Origin of the sequence: Curtobacterium sp. ME12 (genome assembly GCF_903970855.1) — a bacterium.
GTDB classification, from domain to species: domain Bacteria; phylum Actinomycetota; class Actinomycetes; order Actinomycetales; family Microbacteriaceae; genus Curtobacterium; species Curtobacterium poinsettiae_A.
Window position 1 is genome coordinate 14094 of record NZ_CAJCKD010000040.1, and the last position, 18135, is coordinate 32228.

The following is an 18135-nucleotide window of genomic DNA, read 5'->3' on the forward strand; positions in this document are numbered from 1 at the left end:
AGTGTTTCTCATCAGCGGGCGTGGAGACCATCTGTAGGCCCGCCTGCGCCTGAAACGGCGCCGTTGATGGCATCCTTCATGTAGTCACCTGGATCCTTCCCGGTGAGGACATCGTTCAAGACAGCACCACCCGCTCCAGCAGACCGATCAATGGCCTCTGACGTGATCGTGTTGCACGCCGCCGTCGACCCGCGCACCGCGTGCTCAGGAACAAAGACGTGTCGACCGCTGGGCTCGGGAAGCATCACATGCCGGCCGCTCGTCGGGCCGAATGAGCCCCCCCCCCAAAGTCGAGACGAACCAACGCTGACAGCCGCGCCGGTAGCGAATCCGGTGGCTCCAGTCTGGATGAACCCTCCAACAGTGCGATCCTTACGGCTGCAACTCATCACTTGTACTCGAAGGCCGTCGGATACCGATTTATCACCTGGAGCGCATCTCGGAACCACCACGAGGATGCGCCGACCGAGAACTGGAACGTCCCGCCTCCGGACAAATCCCGCGCAACGCGCTCCTGTGAGGACTTTCTCACTCCCTGCAAGATGAAGACACCGCAGTCTCGTGTCTCTACCTTCACGTAGGAGAACGGTGCCCCCAAACCAGTACGACTCACCGTGGACCCGGCGTAAACCTCTGTGCTGGAGACGCTGCAGGAGATGGTTCTCCGGTGCGTTTCGTCGTACGCGCTCATCCAATACGGCCATACCAGCAGCACTACGAGCGACACGACGACGCCGAAAGCCCAGACAGCCAGGATGACCCAAGCCCTCCGATTCCCCTTCTTCGGGGGCTTCGGTGCGGCGGCTGGCTCGCTCAATCAGTACACCTCTCGTCATGGAGCGACGTAGGGCCAAAACCATCACGGGAACGTACGAGTTTCCTTCAGCAGCGCGTGGAGGCAGGCTTCAAAGGCCTTGGTCGCAGGCACATCGCCGGTCCCGTCTGGTTTGGTCACGTAGAGATCGCTCATCCCTCCTGCTCCCGTATTCGCCGCTGAATAGATCGTGCGATAGATTCGCCTCCGCCCCAGCATGGTCTCTTCCGCACTCAATGCGTCGGCATGCTGCAGGTAGAAGGATTGCGCTGAATGCATATCCATGCGCCCCAAGAATGCGGCCATTTGTCGACTTAGAGTCACCACCCTGTCGCGCCGATCATTTCTTCTTGACATCATCCATCCTTCTACGGAGCCAAGGGCCAGCTGTTGATGACATCGGCATGGGACCATCCGTCTGGGACATATGTCTGATTTCCCCCGCCCCGGTACACAGAACCGTTCAAATCACGCTGAGGTGCTGCAAATCCTCGATACGCAGGCATCTTTTGGTCGAATCGCGCCGTGAACCCCGAGTTTTGTTTTGAATCGTTTCCGCCCGGCCATGTCTCTGGAAGCGCCTTCTCACTCCGGACCTTCTCGATGCTCGTTGGCGCATCCGTTGACCACCAGTTTCCGGTGTGACGGCCGTCGATGTCACCCGACCGGTGTAGCACGGTGCTCTCATCAACGTGACCCATGTGGTATGACCATCCAGCAAACTTCTTTGTGTCGTCAAAGTTGAGCCACTTCGGCCCTCCAGCAGTCGCACCTCCTGTAGCTGCGCCGACGACTGCGGAAGAAGTTATCGCCCCGAGCGCACCGGTGACCGTGTGCGGCCCCGGCGAGGTTGCGTAGTCCGCAAGTCCTGTCGCGCCTCCCTCAGTCGCTCCGGAACCGGCGCCGGCGGCCGCCCGCTTGAGTATCCCTGACCCGAGGCCCCGGGTGAACGCGGCGCCGGTTCCGCCACCGACCATGCCCGTCACAGCGCCGATCGCAGTCTCCTTGCCGACCTCCCCCCAGTCGACGCGTCCGGTCGGGGCCTTCTGGGACGCGACCGAGATGCCGCCACTCATCAGAGCACCAGATGCTCCGAGCAGCGCCAAGCCTGCAACACCACCCACCCCGGTGAACATCAGCGCAACCCCGGCCACGATCGCCGCCCCCGCGACGATGTACTCCCAGTTGTCCTTCGTCCAGTTCACTGCCGACGAGATGAACCCCTGATTTGCATCCCGGTAGGCCTGCATGTCCGCGTCCGTTGCCGGCTTCAGCCCCAGCGGGTCCACAGCATGCATCGGGTCGTTGCCGGCGTACGAGTACGGGTTCCCAGACCACGCAGCACCCAGGATCGGCGCGAGCGGGTCGACCGACAGGAAGCCCCGCGCCGCAGGGTCGTACACGCGGGCCCCGAGCCACTCCAGCCCCGCGACGGACACCCCACCGGAGCCGGTCAAGGTCACCCCCGCGGGTAGCCGGACGTCGGTGACGGCAGCGAGCGCAGCCCACGGGTCCGCAGCATCGGTCGCGCGAGCACTGCGCCAAGCGGGCTGCGTCACGGCATCGCCGATGGCGGTGACACCACCGGGCAGATCGAGCAGCGACGTCTCGGCGATGCTGATGAGTGACGGCACGACCGCGGCGGAGTCCCACCAGGCGGCGACCCCACCCACCTCGGCGAGCTCTCCGAGCGCGTCGACCCAGACGTCGAGCCGACCGGTCTCGGCGTACGAAGCGTCGCGGTCGACGACGGCAGCGAGGTACCCCAGATCGGACCATGCGTACTCGGTGGTCGAACCATCGGCTGCGGTCCGCCGGATGCGGCGGCCGAGACCGTCGTGGACGTACTCGGTGCGGCCGGCCTCGGTGGTCGTCGCGATGAGCTGTCCGGCAGCGTCGTACTCGTGGCGCGTCTCGACACCGCCGACGGTCTCGGCGACGAGTCGCCCACCGTCGTCGTAGGCCCACGTCGAGTCCCCGGCGCGCACGAGCTGCCCGGCGGCGTCGTACTCGTACGACACCGCTCCGGACGCTCCGTCGACCGCGGTGATCCGCGCATCGGCATCGCGCTCGATCCGCGTGCTGGTGGCACCGTCGAGCGTGGTCGAGGTGTGCGCGACGAGGGCGCCTCCCTCGTACGACCACGACTGCACCAGGTCGCCCGTGGCCGCCTGGACGATACGACCCGAGGCGTCGTAGGTGAACGCGCCGGCAGCGGTGCCGTCACGGTCCACTCCGACGACGCGGCCGACGGCGTCGCGCCGGTAGGTGGTGCGGGTTCCGTTCGGGTCGACCCGAGCAGTGCGGTTGCCGTCGGCGTCGTACTCCCACGCGACGGACTGGTCGCCGCGGGCTCGGCGGACGAGCAGGCCACGGCGGTCGTGCTGGAGCTCGTGCTCGATCGTCCGGCCTGCACCACGGGTGTGGTCCGACACGACGACGGTGCGGTGGACGGCATCGCGGGTGATCTCCGACTGCACCGCACCGTCGACGAGCACGGCCCGCTGGCGGCCGGCTGCGTCGTACGTCCACTCCGTGGTGCGGCCGTCGGGATCCGTCTGGCGGATCTGACGCCCGGCCGGGTCGTAGGCCGCCGTGGTCGTCCGTCCGAGCGGATCGGTGACAGCGACCACGTGGTCGGCGTCGTCGTACTCGCGTCGAGTGGTCCCGCCGACAGGGTCGGTGATCGTCACCAGGCGCCCGCGCTCGTCGTACTCGAACGAGGTGACCCCGTCGAGACCGTTGACGACCTGGATCAGCTGCCCGGCGGCGTCGTAGCGGAACCGACGACGACCGAAGCGTGCGTCGTGGCTGGAGACGAGCCTCCCGGCCTGGTCGTACCGGAACCGCGCGGTGCCGGAACCCGGAGTCGTCTGCGAGACCACGCGTCCGACAGCGTCGTACGTGATCTCCTCGACCTCGCCGGTGGGCAGGGTCCGGGCCACGACTCGGGAGTCCGCGTCGTAGGTGAGCGTCGTCCGCGCCCCCGCGGCGTCGGTGGCTGCGGCGGGACGGCCGCAGGCGTCGTACTCGTACGTGGAGCGCGCGCCCGAGGGCGTGACCAACGCGATGACGCGGCCCGCGAGGTCACGCTCGAGCCGGGTCAGTCCGCCTTCGCCGTCGACCAGTTCGACGGGACGACCGGCGGCGTCGTAGGTGATGAGTTCGGAACCGGTCTCGTCGGACGTGGACTCGACGGGTCGGCCGTACTCGTCGAACCGGACGGTCGCGGTGTCGAAGGCGTCGCGCAGCGTCGCGACGCCGGTCGCGACGTCGTCCGAGAACTCCTGGCGGACGCCCGTCGGGTCGACGGTCGCCGTCAGCTCGCCAACGACGTCGTACTCGCGACGCCAGGTCGCGCCGGTGGGGTCGGTGACGGCCTGGAGGCGCGACAAGGCGTCGTGCGCGAACGTCCAGACCGCGCCGCCCGGCAATGCGAACTCCGCCAGGTTCCCCTGGTCGTCGAACGTCCGCGAGACGCGGCGACCCAGCGGGTCGGTCGTGGTCGCGAGCTCGCCGTTGGGGGCGTACTCGAGCGTCGTGCGTGCTCCGAGCGGGTCCGTGATCGCGGCGATTCGGGCACCCGAGGTGTACTCGAAGCGCCAGACTGCTCCGTCGGCGTCGCGTCGTTCGACGAGGAGCCCGGCGGCGTCGTAGCGGTACTCGCTCCGAGCACCGGATGGGCTGATCGCGGCGACCGGGTGCCCGGCGTCGTCGCGCTCGATCCGAGCGGTGTCGCCGACGGCGTTGGTGGTCGAGACGAGCTCACCGAACGCGTCGTGGGAAAGCGTCAGGACCACGCCGGTCGGGTCGACGACGTGGGTGAGGGAGCCGTCCTGCCAGGTCAGTTCCGTCCGGCCGCCGACCGGGTCGATGATGACCGACGGGTCGCGATCGTCGCCCACGTACTCGTAGGTGACCACGGCACCGGCCTCGGTGACGACCGTCGTCACGCGGTCCTGGTCGTCGTACCCGTAGGTCAGGTCGCCGCCGGAGGGCGTGACGGTCCGGGTCTTCCGGCCGCGGTCGTCGTACGCGTGAACGGTCACCGACCCGTCGCGCTCGGTCGCCGACACCAGGTTGCCGTGCCGGTCGTAGCTCATCGACTGGCGTCGGTCGTCGGAGTCGATGACCCCGACCAGACGCCCCTTGGCGTCGGCGATGTAGGAGTTCGACCGCGAGCCGTCGTGGTCCGACACCACCGTGACGCGGCCGGGCAGGTACGCGAAGCGCACGGAACGGCCGTGCGGGCTGATCTGTTCGACCACGCGACGCTGGTCGTCGTAGGTGTTGTCGACCTCGACGACGCCGGCCGCACTCGTGACCGTCGTGATCAGGTCGTCGTCGTTCCAGCCGTAGGTCCGGGTGCCGACGGCGTCGGTCGCCGAGACGAGTCGGCCGCGATCGTCGTACCCGTACTCGACCCGGCGGCCGTCGGAGGCGCGGAGCACCGCCACCCGGCCGTCGACGTGGTCGACGTCGATCGAGCGACCACGCTCGTGCACCAGACGGACGACGACGTCGTCGGCGTCCCGCTCGACGCGGACCGCGGTACCCGAGCCGCCGCGCTGTCCGAGCCACAGCCCGGACGGTGAGAAGTCGATGCGTTCGCCCTGGTTGTCGCGGACGACGAGCCGGTCGCCCTCGTCCGCGAGCCAGCGGTTCTCGCCGACGCCACGGGCCCAGCCGTCTCCGTCGCGCGGGAAGCGGACCTGGCGGCCGTCGGCGCCGACGAACGACGCACCTTCGTCGTCGAGGAGCAGGCGGGTCTCGAGGATCGACGCCCACCCCGGTCCGAAGAGCCCGACGTGCTGGTCGAGGGAGTTGTACATGCGGGTCACCTGCAACGCCGCAGATGCACCGGTGAACGCCAGGTCGAGCTCCGGCTCGAGGAAGTTGCCCGTCGTGGTGTTCACCGGGTCCATCGAGAAGCCGGTGGTGGGCTGAGCGCCGTAGGCAGTGGGCGGCTCGAACTGCAGATCGGTGCGGGTCTGCGAGACGCCGGCGGCGGCGAGCGCGGCGGCGAGCGCAGCATCGGAGACCGTGGAAACGGCTCCTTCGCCCCCGGCAGCCGCGAAGGCGTCGGCGATGGTGGTCGCCCACCTGACGTCCTGGTCGTTGGCATCGAGCCACTTGTCGAAGGCCGTCACGAGGCCGTCGGCGTTGATCGTCCCCCACGAGCACTTGGTCGCGAAGTCGGAGAGTTTTCCGCGCAGGGCGGCAGGCTTCCCGGAGAGGGCGCTGTTGAGTGCCTTCGACCCGGTGGCGAACGACCGGAGGTCCTCCGGCTTGGCCGAGGAGGTCCCGCCGCCACCGCCACCACCCGCACCGGGGTTCGGGGTCTGGCGTGTGGTCGACTTGGCACTCGCCGGCGCGAAGGTCGGCGGGTCTTCGTGCTCGACCTTGGGCGGCTCGGGTGCCCCGGCAACCTTGTCGTGCACCCACTCGAAGAAGTTCCGATCACCGTTCTCGGCGTACCAGTCGCGGGCGGTCTTGCGACGGGCGTTCTCGCGCTCGGCGGCCGCCTTCATCTCGTCGACCCAGCCAGCGACGGTGCGGAGATTCGTGGCGATGTCCTCGGCGTCGCTCTTCGCGGTACCGGCGTTCTGCGCGAAGAGCTCCGAGAAGTGCCCGCGGAAGTCTTGCGAAGCGGTGTTGACGTAGGACTGCCGTGAACCGGCCTGCCCCTCGATCGACTCGGCCGCGCCGTTCAGCGCCGTGCTGAGCGCATCGGCCGTGCCGTTGTCGAACTTGACCGGCTCGTTGCCGTGCAGGTCCACCATGGTTCATCCCCCGAGATCGTGCTGGTCGTGCTGGTGAAGCGGCCCCACCGACCGCGAACGCCCGGGCCGCCGCGAGTGCGACGGTCCGGGCGGGAACAGGCTGGTGCTTACGCGCCGCCACCTGCGGTGAAGATGTCCTGCGAGATCTTGTCGAGCTGCGTGCGGAGCTGCTCGAGCTCGGTCTTCGCCTTGTCGAGAGCAGCCTTGGTCTCCGGCCAGGTGGACCCGCGGAACGTCGCCGCGAGCGGGCCGTCCCAGACGTTCGAGTCGGACAGGATCCGGCCCTGGGCGTCGAGCTGCGAGATCTGGTCGGTGAAACCACCGTTGATGATCGACTGGACCTGACGGATGGCGGTCTTGGCCTGCTCGGTCGAAAGGACACGCGACATGATGAACCTCTTTCATTCGTAGCTGCACCCCCGCGCAGTGGAATCCCCCCGGAGGCTCTGACACGGCCCACCATACCCACGAAGCCGGGGAGATGTCACCGTCCGCATACCGTGACGTTTCCTCCACACACCGACGGTTCACCACGGGTTTCCACAGCGGCCACCGAGGCCCCTCCGACCGTGGGGGCCGGGTGGCAGGATGTGGGGATGGACACCGAACCGCAGCTCGACGGCGAATCCGTCGCACCCGACCTCGACGACTTCGACGAGGTCGTCGAGATCGAGCACGAGTCGCTGCCGACGGACCGCTACTTCGACCGTGAGCTCAGCTGGCTGCGGTTCAACCAGCGCGTGCTCGAGCTCGGTGAAGACCGCACGCAGCCCCTGCTGGAGCGTGCGAACTTCCTGGCGATCTTCGCGTCCAACCTCGACGAGTTCTTCATGGTCCGCGTCGCCGGCCTGAAGCGCCGCATCGACACCGGCATCGCCGTCCCGACCAACGTCGGCCGTGCCCCCAGTGACGTGCTGCGGGACATCGCGAAGAAGGCCCACGAGCTGCAGGACCGGCACGCCCAGGCGTTCATCGGGTCGCTCAAGCCGGACCTCGATGCCGCGGGCATCCACATCGAGCACTGGTCCGACCTCGACGAGGCCGACCGCCAGCGGATGCGGGAGTACTTCAATGAGCAGATCTTCCCGGTGCTCATGCCCCTGGCCGTCGACCCGGCGCACCCGTTCCCCTACATCTCCGGGCTCTCGCTGAACCTGGCCGTGCGGGTCCGCAACCCGAAGTCGCAGCGGCAGGAGTTCGCGCGCCTCAAGGTGCCGCAGAACTTCTCCCGCTTCATCAAGCTCCCCGACGACAACTCCGGCCGGATGCGGTTCATCCCGCTCGAAGACCTCATCGCGAACCACCTCGACGACCTGTTCCCCGGCATGGAGGTCCTCGAGCACCACGTGTTCCGTGTGACCCGCAACGAGGACGTCGAGATCGAGGAGGACGAGGCCGAGAACCTCATCCAGGCCCTCGAACGTGAGCTGCTGCGCCGCCGGTTCGGTCCGCCGATCCGCCTCGAGATCACCGAGGACATGGACCCGGTGACCCTCGATCTGCTCGTCCGCGAACTCGACATCACCGAAGAAGAGGTCTTCCGGCTGCCGTCGCCGCTCGACCTGGGCGGCCTGTTCGAGATCGCGAAAATCAGCCGTCCTGACCTGCACTACCCGAAGCACGTGCCGACGACCCCGGTGCAGTTCCAGCCGGGCGAGCCGAACACGAAGCCCGACCTGTTCCGTGCGATCAAGGCGAACGACGTCCTGGTCCACCACCCCTACGAGTCCTTCGCCACGAGCGTGCAGGCGTTCCTCGAGCAGGCGGCCGCCGACCCGAACGTCCTGGCGATCAAGCAGACGCTCTACCGCACCTCCGGCGACAGCCCCATCGTCGAGGCGCTCATCGACGCCGCGGCAGCCGGCAAGCAGGTCCTCGCGCTGGTGGAGATCAAGGCGCGCTTCGACGAGCAGAACAACATCACCTGGGCCCGGAAACTCGAGAAGGCCGGTGTCCACGTGGTCTACGGCCTGGTGGGGCTGAAGACGCACTCGAAGCTGGTGCTCGTCATCCGGCAAGAGGGCGGGACGCTCAAGCACTACAGCCACATCGGCACGGGCAACTACAACCCGAAGACCTCGCGCATCTACGAGGACATGGGCCTCTTCACCTCGGACGACACCGTGGGCAAGGACCTGACCCGCCTGTTCAACGAGCTGTCCGGCTACGCCATCGAGAAGAAGTTCAAGCGCCTGCTCGTGGCACCGCTGCACCTGCGGAAGGGCCTGCTCAAGCGCATCCAAACCGAGGCGGCGAACGCCCGTGCCGGCAAGCCCTCGGGGATCCGGATCAAGGTCAACTCGATGGTCGACGAGCAGATCATCGACGCGCTGTACCTGGCGAGCCAGGCCGGGGTGCCGATCGACATCTGGGTGCGCGGCATCTGTTCGCTCAAGCCGGGGATGGAAGGCGTCAGCGACACCATCCGCGTGCGGAGCATCGTCGGGCGGTACCTCGAGCACTCCCGTGCCTTCGCGTTCCACAACGACGGGGACCCGGCGGTCTTCATCGGCAGCGCCGACATGATGCACCGCAACCTCGACCGTCGCGTCGAGGCGCTCGTGCGGCTGGTGGCCCCGGACCACATCAACGAGATCCAGGAGATGTTCGACCTGGCGATGGCCGACACCGCCAGCTCGTGGCACCTGGAGTCCGACGGCGAGTGGACGCGGCACTCCACCGACGATGCGGGCCGTCCGCTCGAGGACGTGCAGAATGTGACCATGCGGAAGATCTCGGCCCGGAAGCGCTCGACTCGGTGAGCGGCGGTCCCTCGGGCCCCGTCGTCGCTGCGGGTGCGGTCGTCTGGCGCGAACAGGACGGCACACCCCTCGTGCTGCTCATCCACCGCGACCACCACAAGGACGTCTCCCTGCCCAAGGGCAAGGTGGACCCGGGCGAGGCCGTCCCGACGACCGCCGTGCGCGAGATCGACGAGGAGACCGGCTACCGCGTCCACCTCGGCGCACCGCTCGGCACCGCCGAGTACGTGCTGCCGAACGGCCGCGACAAGGTCGTGCACTACTGGGCGGCCCGGGTCTCGGCCAAGGAGTACGCCCGCGCCGGTGCATTCCAGCCGAACCACGAGGTCGCCGCAGTCGAGTGGGTCACCATCGACGACGCCCGCAACCGCCTGACGTACGAGCGGGACGTCGCGATCCTCGACCGGTTCGCCGAACGCGCCGCCGCCGGGCAGCACCGCACGTTCGCCCTGATCACCCTGCGCCACGCCAAGACGGTGCCAGGCTCGGACTGGGACGGCCCCGACGCCACCCGTCCGCTGCTGCCGGTCGGCCGCTCGCAGGCCAAGGCCGCCGCCGCACCGGTCGCGGCGTTCGGCCCGAAGAAGATCGTGAGCAGCACGGCGGCGCGGTGCCTCGCGACCGTCGAACCGCTGTCCGCCGCGACGAAGCTCGGGGTCTCGAGCACCCCCGACATCAGCCAGGACGCCCACGACCGCGGAGCCGCAGACGTCAAGGGCGTCGTCCGGCGCCGGCTCGACAAGGGCAAGACCGCCGTGTTGTGCTCGCACGGCCCGGTGCTGCCCGACATCATCGCCCGGATCGCCACCGCGACCGCCGACGACTCCGGCCGCTTCGACCTGCGCCGCGCCGCGATGCTGTCCGTCGGGGACTTCTCCGTCATGCACATCGCCGGGGACACCCTCGTCGCGGTCGAGACGCACCGCAACACGATCCCGGCGTAGCCAGCCACCGCCGGGCCGCAGCGCCACCGCACCGCAGCGCCACGCACCACAGCGCCGGACCGCAGCGGACGCGCTCGGAACCCGGCCACACGACGGGGGCGCGCCGCGCCCGGGAACGCGATCCGGGCCTCCCGACCGCTCGTCCGCGACCATGCGTGCGCATCTTCCGAACGAGCGCACAGTGCCCCCGATCCTGCTCCCCGCGCGGAGGCGGCGCACGCCGCCCCGACGTCGACAACCCCTCGTTCACCTTCCGTTCACCAGCGGGGGTGATTGCGGTCACCTCGCGTCCCTACAGTCGCTCCCGGGTCGGCACCGGCCCAGGGACCGCAGTGGTCCCACTGCATTCCATTCCCGAAGGGACCCCTGTGAACATCAAGCGAATCGGTTCGATCGCAGCAATCGCGATCGCCGGCGCAGTCGTGCTCTCCTCGTGCGCGGCGAACGAGGACGCGGGCAGCACCGAGTCCTCCTCCACCAGCGGCAGCGACTACTCGAAGCTCTCCGGCACCCTGACCGGCTCCGGCTCGTCGGCACAGCAGACCGCGCAGGCCACCTGGGCCGCCGGCTTCCAGAACGAGGCCTCGGGCGTCACGGTGAACTACACCCCGGACGGCTCTGGCGCCGGCCGCGAGAACTTCATGTCGGGTGCCGCGGACTTCGCCGGTTCCGACGCCGCGCTGAAGGACGAGGAGCTCTCGGGCACCTTCGAGTCCTGCAAGGCGGACACCAAGGGCATCGACATCCCCGTCTACATCTCCCCGATCGCGATCGCGTACAAGGTGGACGGCGTCAGCGACCTGACCCTCGACGCGAAGACCATCGCGGGCATCTTCTCGGGCAAGATCACCAAGTGGGACGACTCGCAGATCGCCGACCTGAACAAGGACGCGAAGCTGCCGGACGCCGACATCACGGTCGTCCACCGCTCCGACGACTCGGGCACCACGCAGAACTTCTCGGAGTACGTCTCCGCGAACGCCTCGGACGTCTGGACCGAAGAGCCCAGCCAGACCTTCCCGTACTCGGTCGGTGACAGCGCGAAGGGCACCTCCGGTGTCGCCTCCGCGATGGGCAACGCCACCAACGCCATCACCTACATCGACGACTCCGGTGCGGGTGACCTCGACCGCGCGAAGCTGATGGTCGGCGACAAGGCGACCGAGCTCTCGGCCGACGGTGCCGCGCAGGTCGTCGCTGACTCGAAGATCGCGACCGGCCGTGAGGACAACGACCTCGCGATCGACATCGACCGCAAGGACACCGCTGACGGTGCCTGGCCGCTGGTCCTCGTCTCCTACGCCATCGCGTGCCAGGAGTACAAGGACGCCGACAAGGCCGAGCTCGTGAAGGGCTACCTCGACTACGTCGTCTCGAGCGCCGCTCAGGACGCCGCTGCCAAGGAGGCCAAGTCGGCCGCCCTCTCCTCCGACCTCGCGTCGAAGGCCAAGGACGCGGTCGCGTCCATCAAGTAAGGCCCCCTGAGCGCCCGGACGCCGGTCCCACCCACCTGACCGGCGTCCGGGCACTCAGCCGTCCAGGACCACCCCGCCCGGACGCGCACCACCACCCCAGAACCCGTCGCCTCCCCCGGCGTCCCTCCGACAGGAGTACCCCATGACGACCGCACCGGCCCAGCCAGGGGCCACCGTCACCCCGATCAAGCCGAAGGCCGTCGTCCGTGTCGGCGACCGCGTCTTCTCCGCAGCCTCGGTCATCGCCGGCGGCCTCATCCTCTTCGTGCTCGTGCTCGTCGCCGCGTTCCTCGTCTGGCAGAGCATCCCGGCCTTCTCCGCCAAGGTCGGCGAGCTGCCGGGCAAGGCCACGAACTTCTGGGACTTCGTCGGCCCCCTGGTCTTCGGCACCGTCTGGTCCGCGCTCATCGCGCTCGTGATCGCCGTGCCGCTGTCCCTCGGGATCGCCCTGTTCATCTCGCACTTCGCGCCGCGTCGACTCGCGCCCGTCCTCGGCTACGTGATCGACCTGCTGGCCGCGGTGCCGTCGGTCGTCTACGGCCTCTGGGGCATCGCCGTGCTGGCGCCCCTGGTGAAGCCGTTCTACGTGTTCCTGAACGAGTACCTCGGCTGGTTCCCGCTGTTCTCCGGCCAGGTGTCCGGCACCGGCCGCACGATCCTGACCGCGTCGATCGTCCTCGCCGTCATGGCGATCCCGATCATGACCGCGGTCATGCGTGAGATCTTCCTGCAGGCCCCGACGCTCAACGAGGAAGCGGCCCTGGCACTCGGCGCGACCCGCTGGGAGATGATCCGCCTGTCGGTCCTGCCGTTCGCGAAGTCCGGCATCGTGTCGGCGATCATGCTCGGCCTCGGTCGTGCGCTCGGCGAGACGATGGCGATCGCGCTGGTGCTGTCGGTCTCGACGAACGTCACGTTCCAGATGCTGACGTCGCAGAACCCCTCGACGATCGCCGCGAACATCGCCCTGCAGTTCGCCGAGGCATCCGGTACGGCACTGAACGCGCTCATCGCGTCGGGTCTGATCCTCTTCGTCATCACCCTGGTCATCAACATGCTCGCGCGGTACATCGTCCGCAGCCGAGTCAGCTGAGAGGTCGCACCCGATGTCCCTCGCGCTCCGTCAGACCGGCACCGCCGGCAACGTCTACGCCAACGGCAAGCTGCACGCCTCCGTCCCGTGGCTGCTGCTCGTCGGCAGCTGGGTCGCCCTCGTCCTGGTCTTCGCCCTGCTCAACGCCGGTGGCGCCGTCAAGGACTTCAACATCGTGGCCGCGATCTTCCTCGGCACGGTCCTGTTCGACGTCCTCATCGTCGTCATCTCGCGCATCGTGGAGGGCGGCCGCAAGGCGGTCGACCGCCTGGTCACCTCGCTCGTCGTCACGGCGTTCGTCATCGCGGTCCTGCCGCTCGTGTCGCTGCTCTGGACGGTCATCGCCAAGGGCGTCGCCCGCTTCGACGCGAACTTCTTCTCGTACTCGATGCGCGGGGTCATCTCCGAGGGCGGCGGCGCGGTCCACGCCCTGATCGGCACGCTCGAGATCACGCTGTTCGCGGCGCTCATCTCGGTGCCGATCGGCCTGCTCACCTCGATCTACCTGGTCGAGTACGGTCGCGGCGCACTGGCGAAGGGCATCACGTTCTTCGTCGACGTCATGACGGGCATCCCGTCGATCGTCGCCGGTCTGTTCGCCTACGCGCTCTTCGCGCTGTTCCTCGGCCCGGGTGCCCGCTTCGGCCTGGTCGGCTCCGTCGCGCTGTCGGTGCTGATGATCCCGATCGTCGTGCGCTCCACCGAAGAGGTGCTGAAGATCGTCCCGATGGAACTCCGCGAGGCCTCGTACGCCCTCGGGGTGCCGAAGTACCTCACGATCCTCAAGGTCGTGCTCCCCACCAGCCTCGCCGGCATCACCACCGGTGTCATGCTCTCGATCGCCCGCGTCATCGGTGAGACCGCCCCGCTGCTCGTCACGGCCGGCTTCACCGCGAGCATGAACTACAACCTGTTCCGTGACCCGATGATGACCCTGCCGGTGTACGCGTACACGCAGTACTCGCAGCAGGGCGCCAACCCGGTGCCGTTCGTCGACCGGGCCTGGACCGCGGCCCTGGTGCTCATCCTGATCGTGATGCTGCTCAACCTGCTCGCCCGGTTCATCACCCGTCTCTTCGCCCCCAAGCTCAGCCGCTGACCCTCCGCCCCCGCGGAACCAGCGACACCACCCACCCAGAAGGATCAACGTGTCCAAGCGCATCGAGGTCGACGGCCTCAACGTCTACTACTCGAAGTTCAAGGCGGTCGAGGGTGTCGACATCACCATCGAGCCCCGCACCGTCACGGCCTTCATCGGCCCGTCGGGCTGCGGCAAGTCCACCTTCCTCCGCACCCTGAACCGCATGCACGAGGTCATCCCCGGCGCATGGGTCGAGGGCTCGGTCAAGATCGACGGCGACGACCTGTACGGCGCCGGCGTCGACCCCGTGCTCGTCCGTCGTCAGGTCGGCATGGTCTTCCAGCGTCCGAACCCGTTCCCCACGATGTCGATCCGCGACAACGTGCTGGCGGGTGTGAAGCTGAACAACAAGCGCGTCTCGAAGTCCGAGGCCGACGACATCGTCGAGCGCTCGCTGCAGGGTGCGAACCTGTGGAACGAGGTCAAGGACCGCCTCGACAAGCCCGGTATGGGCCTGTCCGGTGGGCAGCAGCAGCGTCTCTGCATCGCCCGCGCGATCGCGGTCGAGCCGGACGTGCTCCTGATGGACGAGCCCTGCTCGGCCCTCGACCCGATCTCGACCCTGGCCATCGAGGACCTGATCGAGGACCTCAAGAAGGAGTTCACGATCGTGATCGTGACCCACAACATGCAGCAGGCGTCGCGCGTCAGCGACAAGACGGCGTTCTTCAACATCGCCGGTACCGGCGCCCCCGGCAAGCTCATCGAGTTCGACGACACCGCGACGATGTTCTCGAACCCGTCCGTGCAGGCCACCGAGGACTACGTCTCGGGTCGCTTCGGTTGATCGGCATCCGTCCGTCGCGCTGACGGACTGCCTGGAGGCCCGGTGCACGTCCGCCACGGACGCGCACCGGGCCTCCGTGGTCACGCCGGAGCGCCGGCAGCGTGCCGAGGCGGACGCGGAACGACGAAGCCGCTGTCGTGGGACAGCGGCTTCGTCGTTCTGCGTCGGTGGCGGTCCAGCGGGACCGCCGAGGCGTCACGCCGTGGTGGTGGGGACCGCCATGATCGGCGAGGTGGTCGGCTGCTCGGAACCGCCCTCGGGCTCGACCGTCATGCCGATCGTCGCGCCCTCGGACATCGCACCCTTGAGCACAGCGGAGTGCACACCGTCGGCCGCACCGTCGACCAGGCCGGCCGACTTGATGGTGCCGCCCTGTTCCTCGGAGCCGATGTACCAGAGCTCGTACGTCTTGCCCTTCGGCGCCTGTTCGACACCGTCGAGGATCACCGCGGACTTGCCGAGGTCGTTCGACCACACGACCGTCGCGGATCCGCCGCCCGCGACCTTGGTCGTGGTGCGCTGGAAGTCCGAGGCTGCGTAGATGCGGTCGAGGCCGCTCGAGGCCTGCGTGGTGCCGGTGCCGGACCCGTTCGGGTCGAAGATCGACCCGACGCCGAGTCCGCCGAAGAAGACCGCGGCGACGGCGGCTGCGGCCGTCAGCATGACCGCCGGACGCTGGAACCAGCGGCGGCGGGCCTCGGACGATGCCCGGCCACCGGCGGTGGGACCGTCGGCGATCGAGGCGACGTGCCCGGCGGGCTCGGGGCGCGCCTCCTGGACGGAGGTGGTCCCGGCGACCGGGGTCTGGTCGACCGTCGTGTCGGCGAGGGGCGCGGCCTGCGGGGTCGTGGCGATCTGGGCCAGCAGCGACGCCTTGAGCGACGCGGGGGGCTCGATCGGTGCGACGGCGTAGGCGAGCTGCAGCGCGGTCTCGCGCAGCGAGTCGTTCTCGGCCTGCAGCTCGGGGGACGTCCGGAGGGCGTCCTCGAGGAGTGCGCGCTCGTCGTCGGACAGCGCGTCGAGTGCGTGGGAACCCGTCATCAGTGCGGGGTCGTCGTGGCGTTCGGTCATGAGGTCACCCCCATCTCGTCTCGGAGTCGGATCATCCCGTCACGGAGACGGGTCTTGACGGTGCCGATGGGGACACCGAGGTGTTCGGCCATCTCGCTGTGCGAGTAGCCGCCGTAGTACGCGAGTTGCACGGCCTGCCGCTGGAACTCGGTGAGCTTCGCCAGCGCCCGGCCGACGCGCTCGTGCTCGATGCGGATCTCGACGGACTCGGAGACCTGGTCGAACCCGGCCTCGAGGTCGCGGATGCCGATCTTGGTGTCGCGGTCGTGAGACGACTGCGAGGCACGGACGCGGTCGACCGCTCGGCGATGGGCCATGGTGAGGACCCAGCTGGCGGCCGTGCCGCGCTTCCGGTCGAAGCGGGTGGCCTGCTGCCAGACCTCCAGGAAGACCTCCTGCGTGACCTCTTCCGACTGCGCGCGGTCCCGGAGGAGTCGCGTGATCAGACCGAGGACCCGACCGGAGAGTGCGTCGTAGAGGTCCGCGAAGGCGGCTTGGTCACCGGCGGCGACCCGGGCGAGGAGGTCGTCCGGCGATGCCTGAGCTGGCTCTGACGAGCTCCAGCGTTCGGTGTCGCTATCCACAAGGGCAAGCATTGCAGGTTTCCCTCCTCTCGGTTGCTTTCGTTGACCAGGCGGTGAGCACGAAGCCCCCGCATGGGCGATCGAGACGAGGGGCCGGCGTGACCCACAGGGAATTGACCGGCGGTGCCGGTCCGGGTCACACCGGGCCTCTCGCTTCGTGACGGGCATTCCGTCCGTCACGCAGATGATTCGGCGCGGTCCCCGCTGTGGATTGGATGGGGGTCGGCATTTCTCGGCGGGATGGGCGCGGCGGGTCGGCACAGGGGGGCGCGGGCACACTCGGCACGCGCGCGGGCACGCCCGGGCTGGTTCTGTCCACCATGAGTGAACAGGGTCGAGTGATCAGCCGACGTCTCGTAGACTTGGTGTCGCCGGGCCGCAGCAAGCCCCGGGCTCCAAAATTCGCCGCTTCGAGCGGCCTCGCGCCGAGAGGCGCTTCTGCGGCCCGGTCTTTCTCTGCCCTTCAGCGCTCGGCCTGGAGGTCCGGTGCGGGTCCGCCCCGCCGCTCGCTCAGTCCAGGCTGTCGCGGCGCCAGAGCGCCGCCGCCTCGGTCAGGTCGGCCGCCAGCTCCGTCAGGCGGAGCGCCCGCGTCGTGAGTTCGCTCGCCCGCTCGGACGCCACCAGGTCGGACTCGTCCGCCACGGCGGTCGCGCCGGCGGCGGTCAGACGGCAGAACGACGCCCCGCGGTCGAGCGCCACAGCGAGGTCGCCCGTGTACAGGCCGTGCAGGATGCGGTCGGCGAGCGTCAGGATCTCGGCCGGGCCCGTCGGCTCCTCGACACCCGCGACCGCCTGGTCGATCGTGCCGATCTGCGCCGTGCCCCGCTCGAACAGGTACGCGATCTCCTCCGGGTTCTGCCGGATCACGATGCGGACCAGGTACACCCGCCAGAGCGCCCCCGGCAGGGTGTGCGCCCCGACCCGTGCCCACAGTTCCGCGATGGCGTCGATGCCGTGCACGTCGGTGTAGGTGACGAGTCGCTCGACCACGGCCGGGTCCGGGTCCTCGCGCACCCGGTGCAGCAGGGCGTTCGCGGTCTCGTGCGCGACACGGTTCACGAGCGCCGGGTCCTCACCGCCCTGGATGGCAGCGAACTCGGCGTCGGTGAAGTGGACGGGACGGTGGTGATCGCGAGGCACCGCAGCAGTGTAGGCGCGGCCGGTGACACGCCCGCATCCCGTTCGCCCAGAACGCAACGGCTGTGCCACGCGTACCGTGTTGCGGCAGGGAGGCGCTCCTCCCTGCACGTGAAGGAGAGGATCTTCCATGAACGCCCTGCTCATCATCCTGGCTGTGATCGCAGTCATCCTGCTGTTCGTCGGCGGGTTCGCCGCGAGCCTGAAGTTCCTGCTCTACGTCGGCATCGTGCTGCTGATCATCGCGGTCATCGCGTGGCTGCTGCGGACGCTCACCGGGCGCCGGGGCTGACCCGTCCGCAAGGTTCTGTCCCAGAGGCCCTCACCCGCTAGCCTTGCGGGTGAGGGCCTCTAGCTCAGTTGGTAGAGCACCGGACTTTTAATCCGAGGGTCGTGGGTTCGAGCCCCACGGGGCCCACACCTTCCTGAACGCCGGCTTTTCATCCGAGGGTCGTGGGTTCGAGCCCCACGGGGCCCACACCTTCCTGAACGCCGGCTTTTCATCCGAGGGTCGTGGGTTCGAGCCCCACGGGGCCCACACCTT

General features: G+C 68.6%; 14 protein-coding genes and 1 tRNA gene. 8 read left to right on the plus strand and 7 right to left on the minus strand.

Going from position 1 to position 18135, the window contains the following annotated elements; all coding sequences use genetic code 11:
* Window positions 1–388: 388 nt before the first annotated feature.
* The 4 genes from H7A73_RS15625 to H7A73_RS15640 form a co-directional block, all read right to left on the minus strand.
* The gene (locus H7A73_RS15625; protein ID WP_182066803.1) at window positions 389–817 is read right to left on the minus strand and encodes a hypothetical protein; all 429 of its coding nucleotides are present in this window, start codon (window positions 815–817) and stop codon (window positions 389–391) included.
* 42 nt (window positions 818–859) lie between these two features.
* A complete protein-coding gene (locus tag H7A73_RS15630; protein WP_182066804.1) occupies window positions 860–1120 on the minus strand; it encodes a hypothetical protein in 261 nt (86 codons plus the stop codon).
* Window positions 1121–1182: 62 nt separating this feature from the next.
* On the minus strand, window positions 1183–6597 hold the full coding sequence (locus H7A73_RS15635) for a DUF6531 domain-containing protein (RefSeq protein WP_182066805.1): 5415 nt from the start codon (window positions 6595–6597) through the stop codon (window positions 1183–1185).
* A 107-nt stretch (window positions 6598–6704) separates the two neighbouring features.
* The gene (locus H7A73_RS15640) at window positions 6705–6986 is read right to left on the minus strand and encodes a hypothetical protein (RefSeq protein WP_027466625.1); all 282 of its coding nucleotides are present in this window, start codon (window positions 6984–6986) and stop codon (window positions 6705–6707) included.
* A gap of 207 nt (window positions 6987–7193) precedes the next feature.
* On the opposite strand from H7A73_RS15640, the gene H7A73_RS15645 reads away from it, so the two are divergent.
* The 6 genes from H7A73_RS15645 to pstB all read left to right on the plus strand — a co-directional run bounded on the left by H7A73_RS15645 (window position 7194) and on the right by pstB (window position 14799).
* On the plus strand, window positions 7194–9359 hold the full coding sequence (locus tag H7A73_RS15645; RefSeq protein WP_182066806.1) for an RNA degradosome polyphosphate kinase: 2166 nt from the start codon (window positions 7194–7196) through the stop codon (window positions 9357–9359).
* Window positions 9356–10303 (plus strand): NUDIX hydrolase, encoded by a 948-nt coding sequence (locus tag H7A73_RS15650; protein WP_182066807.1) that lies wholly within the window; start codon window positions 9356–9358, stop codon window positions 10301–10303. Before H7A73_RS15645 ends, H7A73_RS15650 begins: the two co-directional genes overlap by 4 nt.
* Window positions 10304–10671: 368 nt before the next feature.
* Window positions 10672–11778, plus strand: coding sequence for a phosphate ABC transporter substrate-binding protein PstS (pstS, locus tag H7A73_RS15655; RefSeq protein WP_182066808.1), 1107 nt, complete (start codon window positions 10672–10674; stop codon window positions 11776–11778).
* A gap of 142 nt (window positions 11779–11920) precedes the next feature.
* A complete protein-coding gene (gene pstC, locus H7A73_RS15660; RefSeq protein ID WP_110861811.1) occupies window positions 11921–12871 on the plus strand; it encodes a phosphate ABC transporter permease subunit PstC in 951 nt (316 codons plus the stop codon).
* Between the two features lie 13 nt (window positions 12872–12884).
* The gene (pstA, locus tag H7A73_RS15665) at window positions 12885–13970 is read left to right on the plus strand and encodes a phosphate ABC transporter permease PstA (RefSeq protein ID WP_182066809.1); all 1086 of its coding nucleotides are present in this window, start codon (window positions 12885–12887) and stop codon (window positions 13968–13970) included.
* A 49-nt stretch (window positions 13971–14019) separates the two neighbouring features.
* Window positions 14020–14799, plus strand: coding sequence for a phosphate ABC transporter ATP-binding protein PstB (pstB, locus tag H7A73_RS15670; RefSeq protein ID WP_182066810.1), 780 nt, complete (start codon window positions 14020–14022; stop codon window positions 14797–14799).
* 195 nt (window positions 14800–14994) lie between these two features.
* Here pstB and H7A73_RS15675 read toward each other — a convergent pair whose 3' ends face one another.
* The 3 genes from H7A73_RS15675 to H7A73_RS15685 all read right to left on the minus strand — a co-directional run bounded on the left by H7A73_RS15675 (window position 14995) and on the right by H7A73_RS15685 (window position 17594).
* Window positions 14995–15870 (minus strand): anti-sigma factor domain-containing protein, encoded by an 876-nt coding sequence (locus H7A73_RS15675; RefSeq protein ID WP_182066811.1) that lies wholly within the window; start codon window positions 15868–15870, stop codon window positions 14995–14997.
* Window positions 15867–16466, minus strand: a complete 600-nt coding sequence (gene sigK, locus H7A73_RS15680) for an ECF RNA polymerase sigma factor SigK (RefSeq protein WP_027466633.1) — start codon at window positions 16464–16466, stop codon at window positions 15867–15869. The genes H7A73_RS15675 and sigK overlap by 4 nt, the downstream gene beginning before the upstream one ends.
* Before the next feature lie 498 nt (window positions 16467–16964).
* Window positions 16965–17594: a DNA-directed RNA polymerase subunit beta gene (locus H7A73_RS15685; RefSeq protein ID WP_182066812.1), complete on the minus strand. Its 630-nt coding sequence runs from the start codon at window positions 17592–17594 to the stop codon at window positions 16965–16967.
* A 127-nt stretch (window positions 17595–17721) separates the two neighbouring features.
* Here H7A73_RS15685 and H7A73_RS15690 point away from each other — a divergent pair, with 127 nt between their 5' ends.
* Complete coding sequence (locus H7A73_RS15690) at window positions 17722–17883, plus strand: hypothetical protein (protein WP_017888098.1); 162 nt, start codon at window positions 17722–17724, stop codon at window positions 17881–17883.
* Window positions 17884–17936: 53 nt separating this feature from the next.
* Window positions 17937–18009, plus strand: a tRNA-Lys gene (locus tag H7A73_RS15695).
* Window positions 18010–18135 lie beyond the last annotated feature (126 nt).

Bases quoted from the DNA above. Each gene is read 5' to 3' on its own strand.
- H7A73_RS15630 (WP_182066804.1), bottom strand. From the start codon at position 1,120: ATGGCCGCATTCTTGGGGCGCATGGATATGCATTCAGCGCAATCCTTC.
- pstA (WP_182066809.1), top strand. From the start codon at position 12,885: ATGTCCCTCGCGCTCCGTCAGACCGGCACCGCCGGCAACGTCTACGCC.
- pstC (WP_110861811.1), top strand. From the start codon at position 11,921: ATGACGACCGCACCGGCCCAGCCAGGGGCCACCGTCACCCCGATCAAG.
- H7A73_RS15640 (WP_027466625.1), bottom strand. From the start codon at position 6,986: ATGTCGCGTGTCCTTTCGACCGAGCAGGCCAAGACCGCCATCCGTCAG.
- H7A73_RS15690 (WP_017888098.1), top strand. From the start codon at position 17,722: ATGAACGCCCTGCTCATCATCCTGGCTGTGATCGCAGTCATCCTGCTG.
- H7A73_RS15645 (WP_182066806.1), top strand. From the start codon at position 7,194: ATGGACACCGAACCGCAGCTCGACGGCGAATCCGTCGCACCCGACCTC.
- H7A73_RS15675 (WP_182066811.1), bottom strand. From the start codon at position 15,870: ATGACCGAACGCCACGACGACCCCGCACTGATGACGGGTTCCCACGCA.
- H7A73_RS15635 (WP_182066805.1), bottom strand. From the start codon at position 6,597: ATGGTGGACCTGCACGGCAACGAGCCGGTCAAGTTCGACAACGGCACG.
- sigK (WP_027466633.1), bottom strand. From the start codon at position 16,466: ATGCTTGCCCTTGTGGATAGCGACACCGAACGCTGGAGCTCGTCAGAG.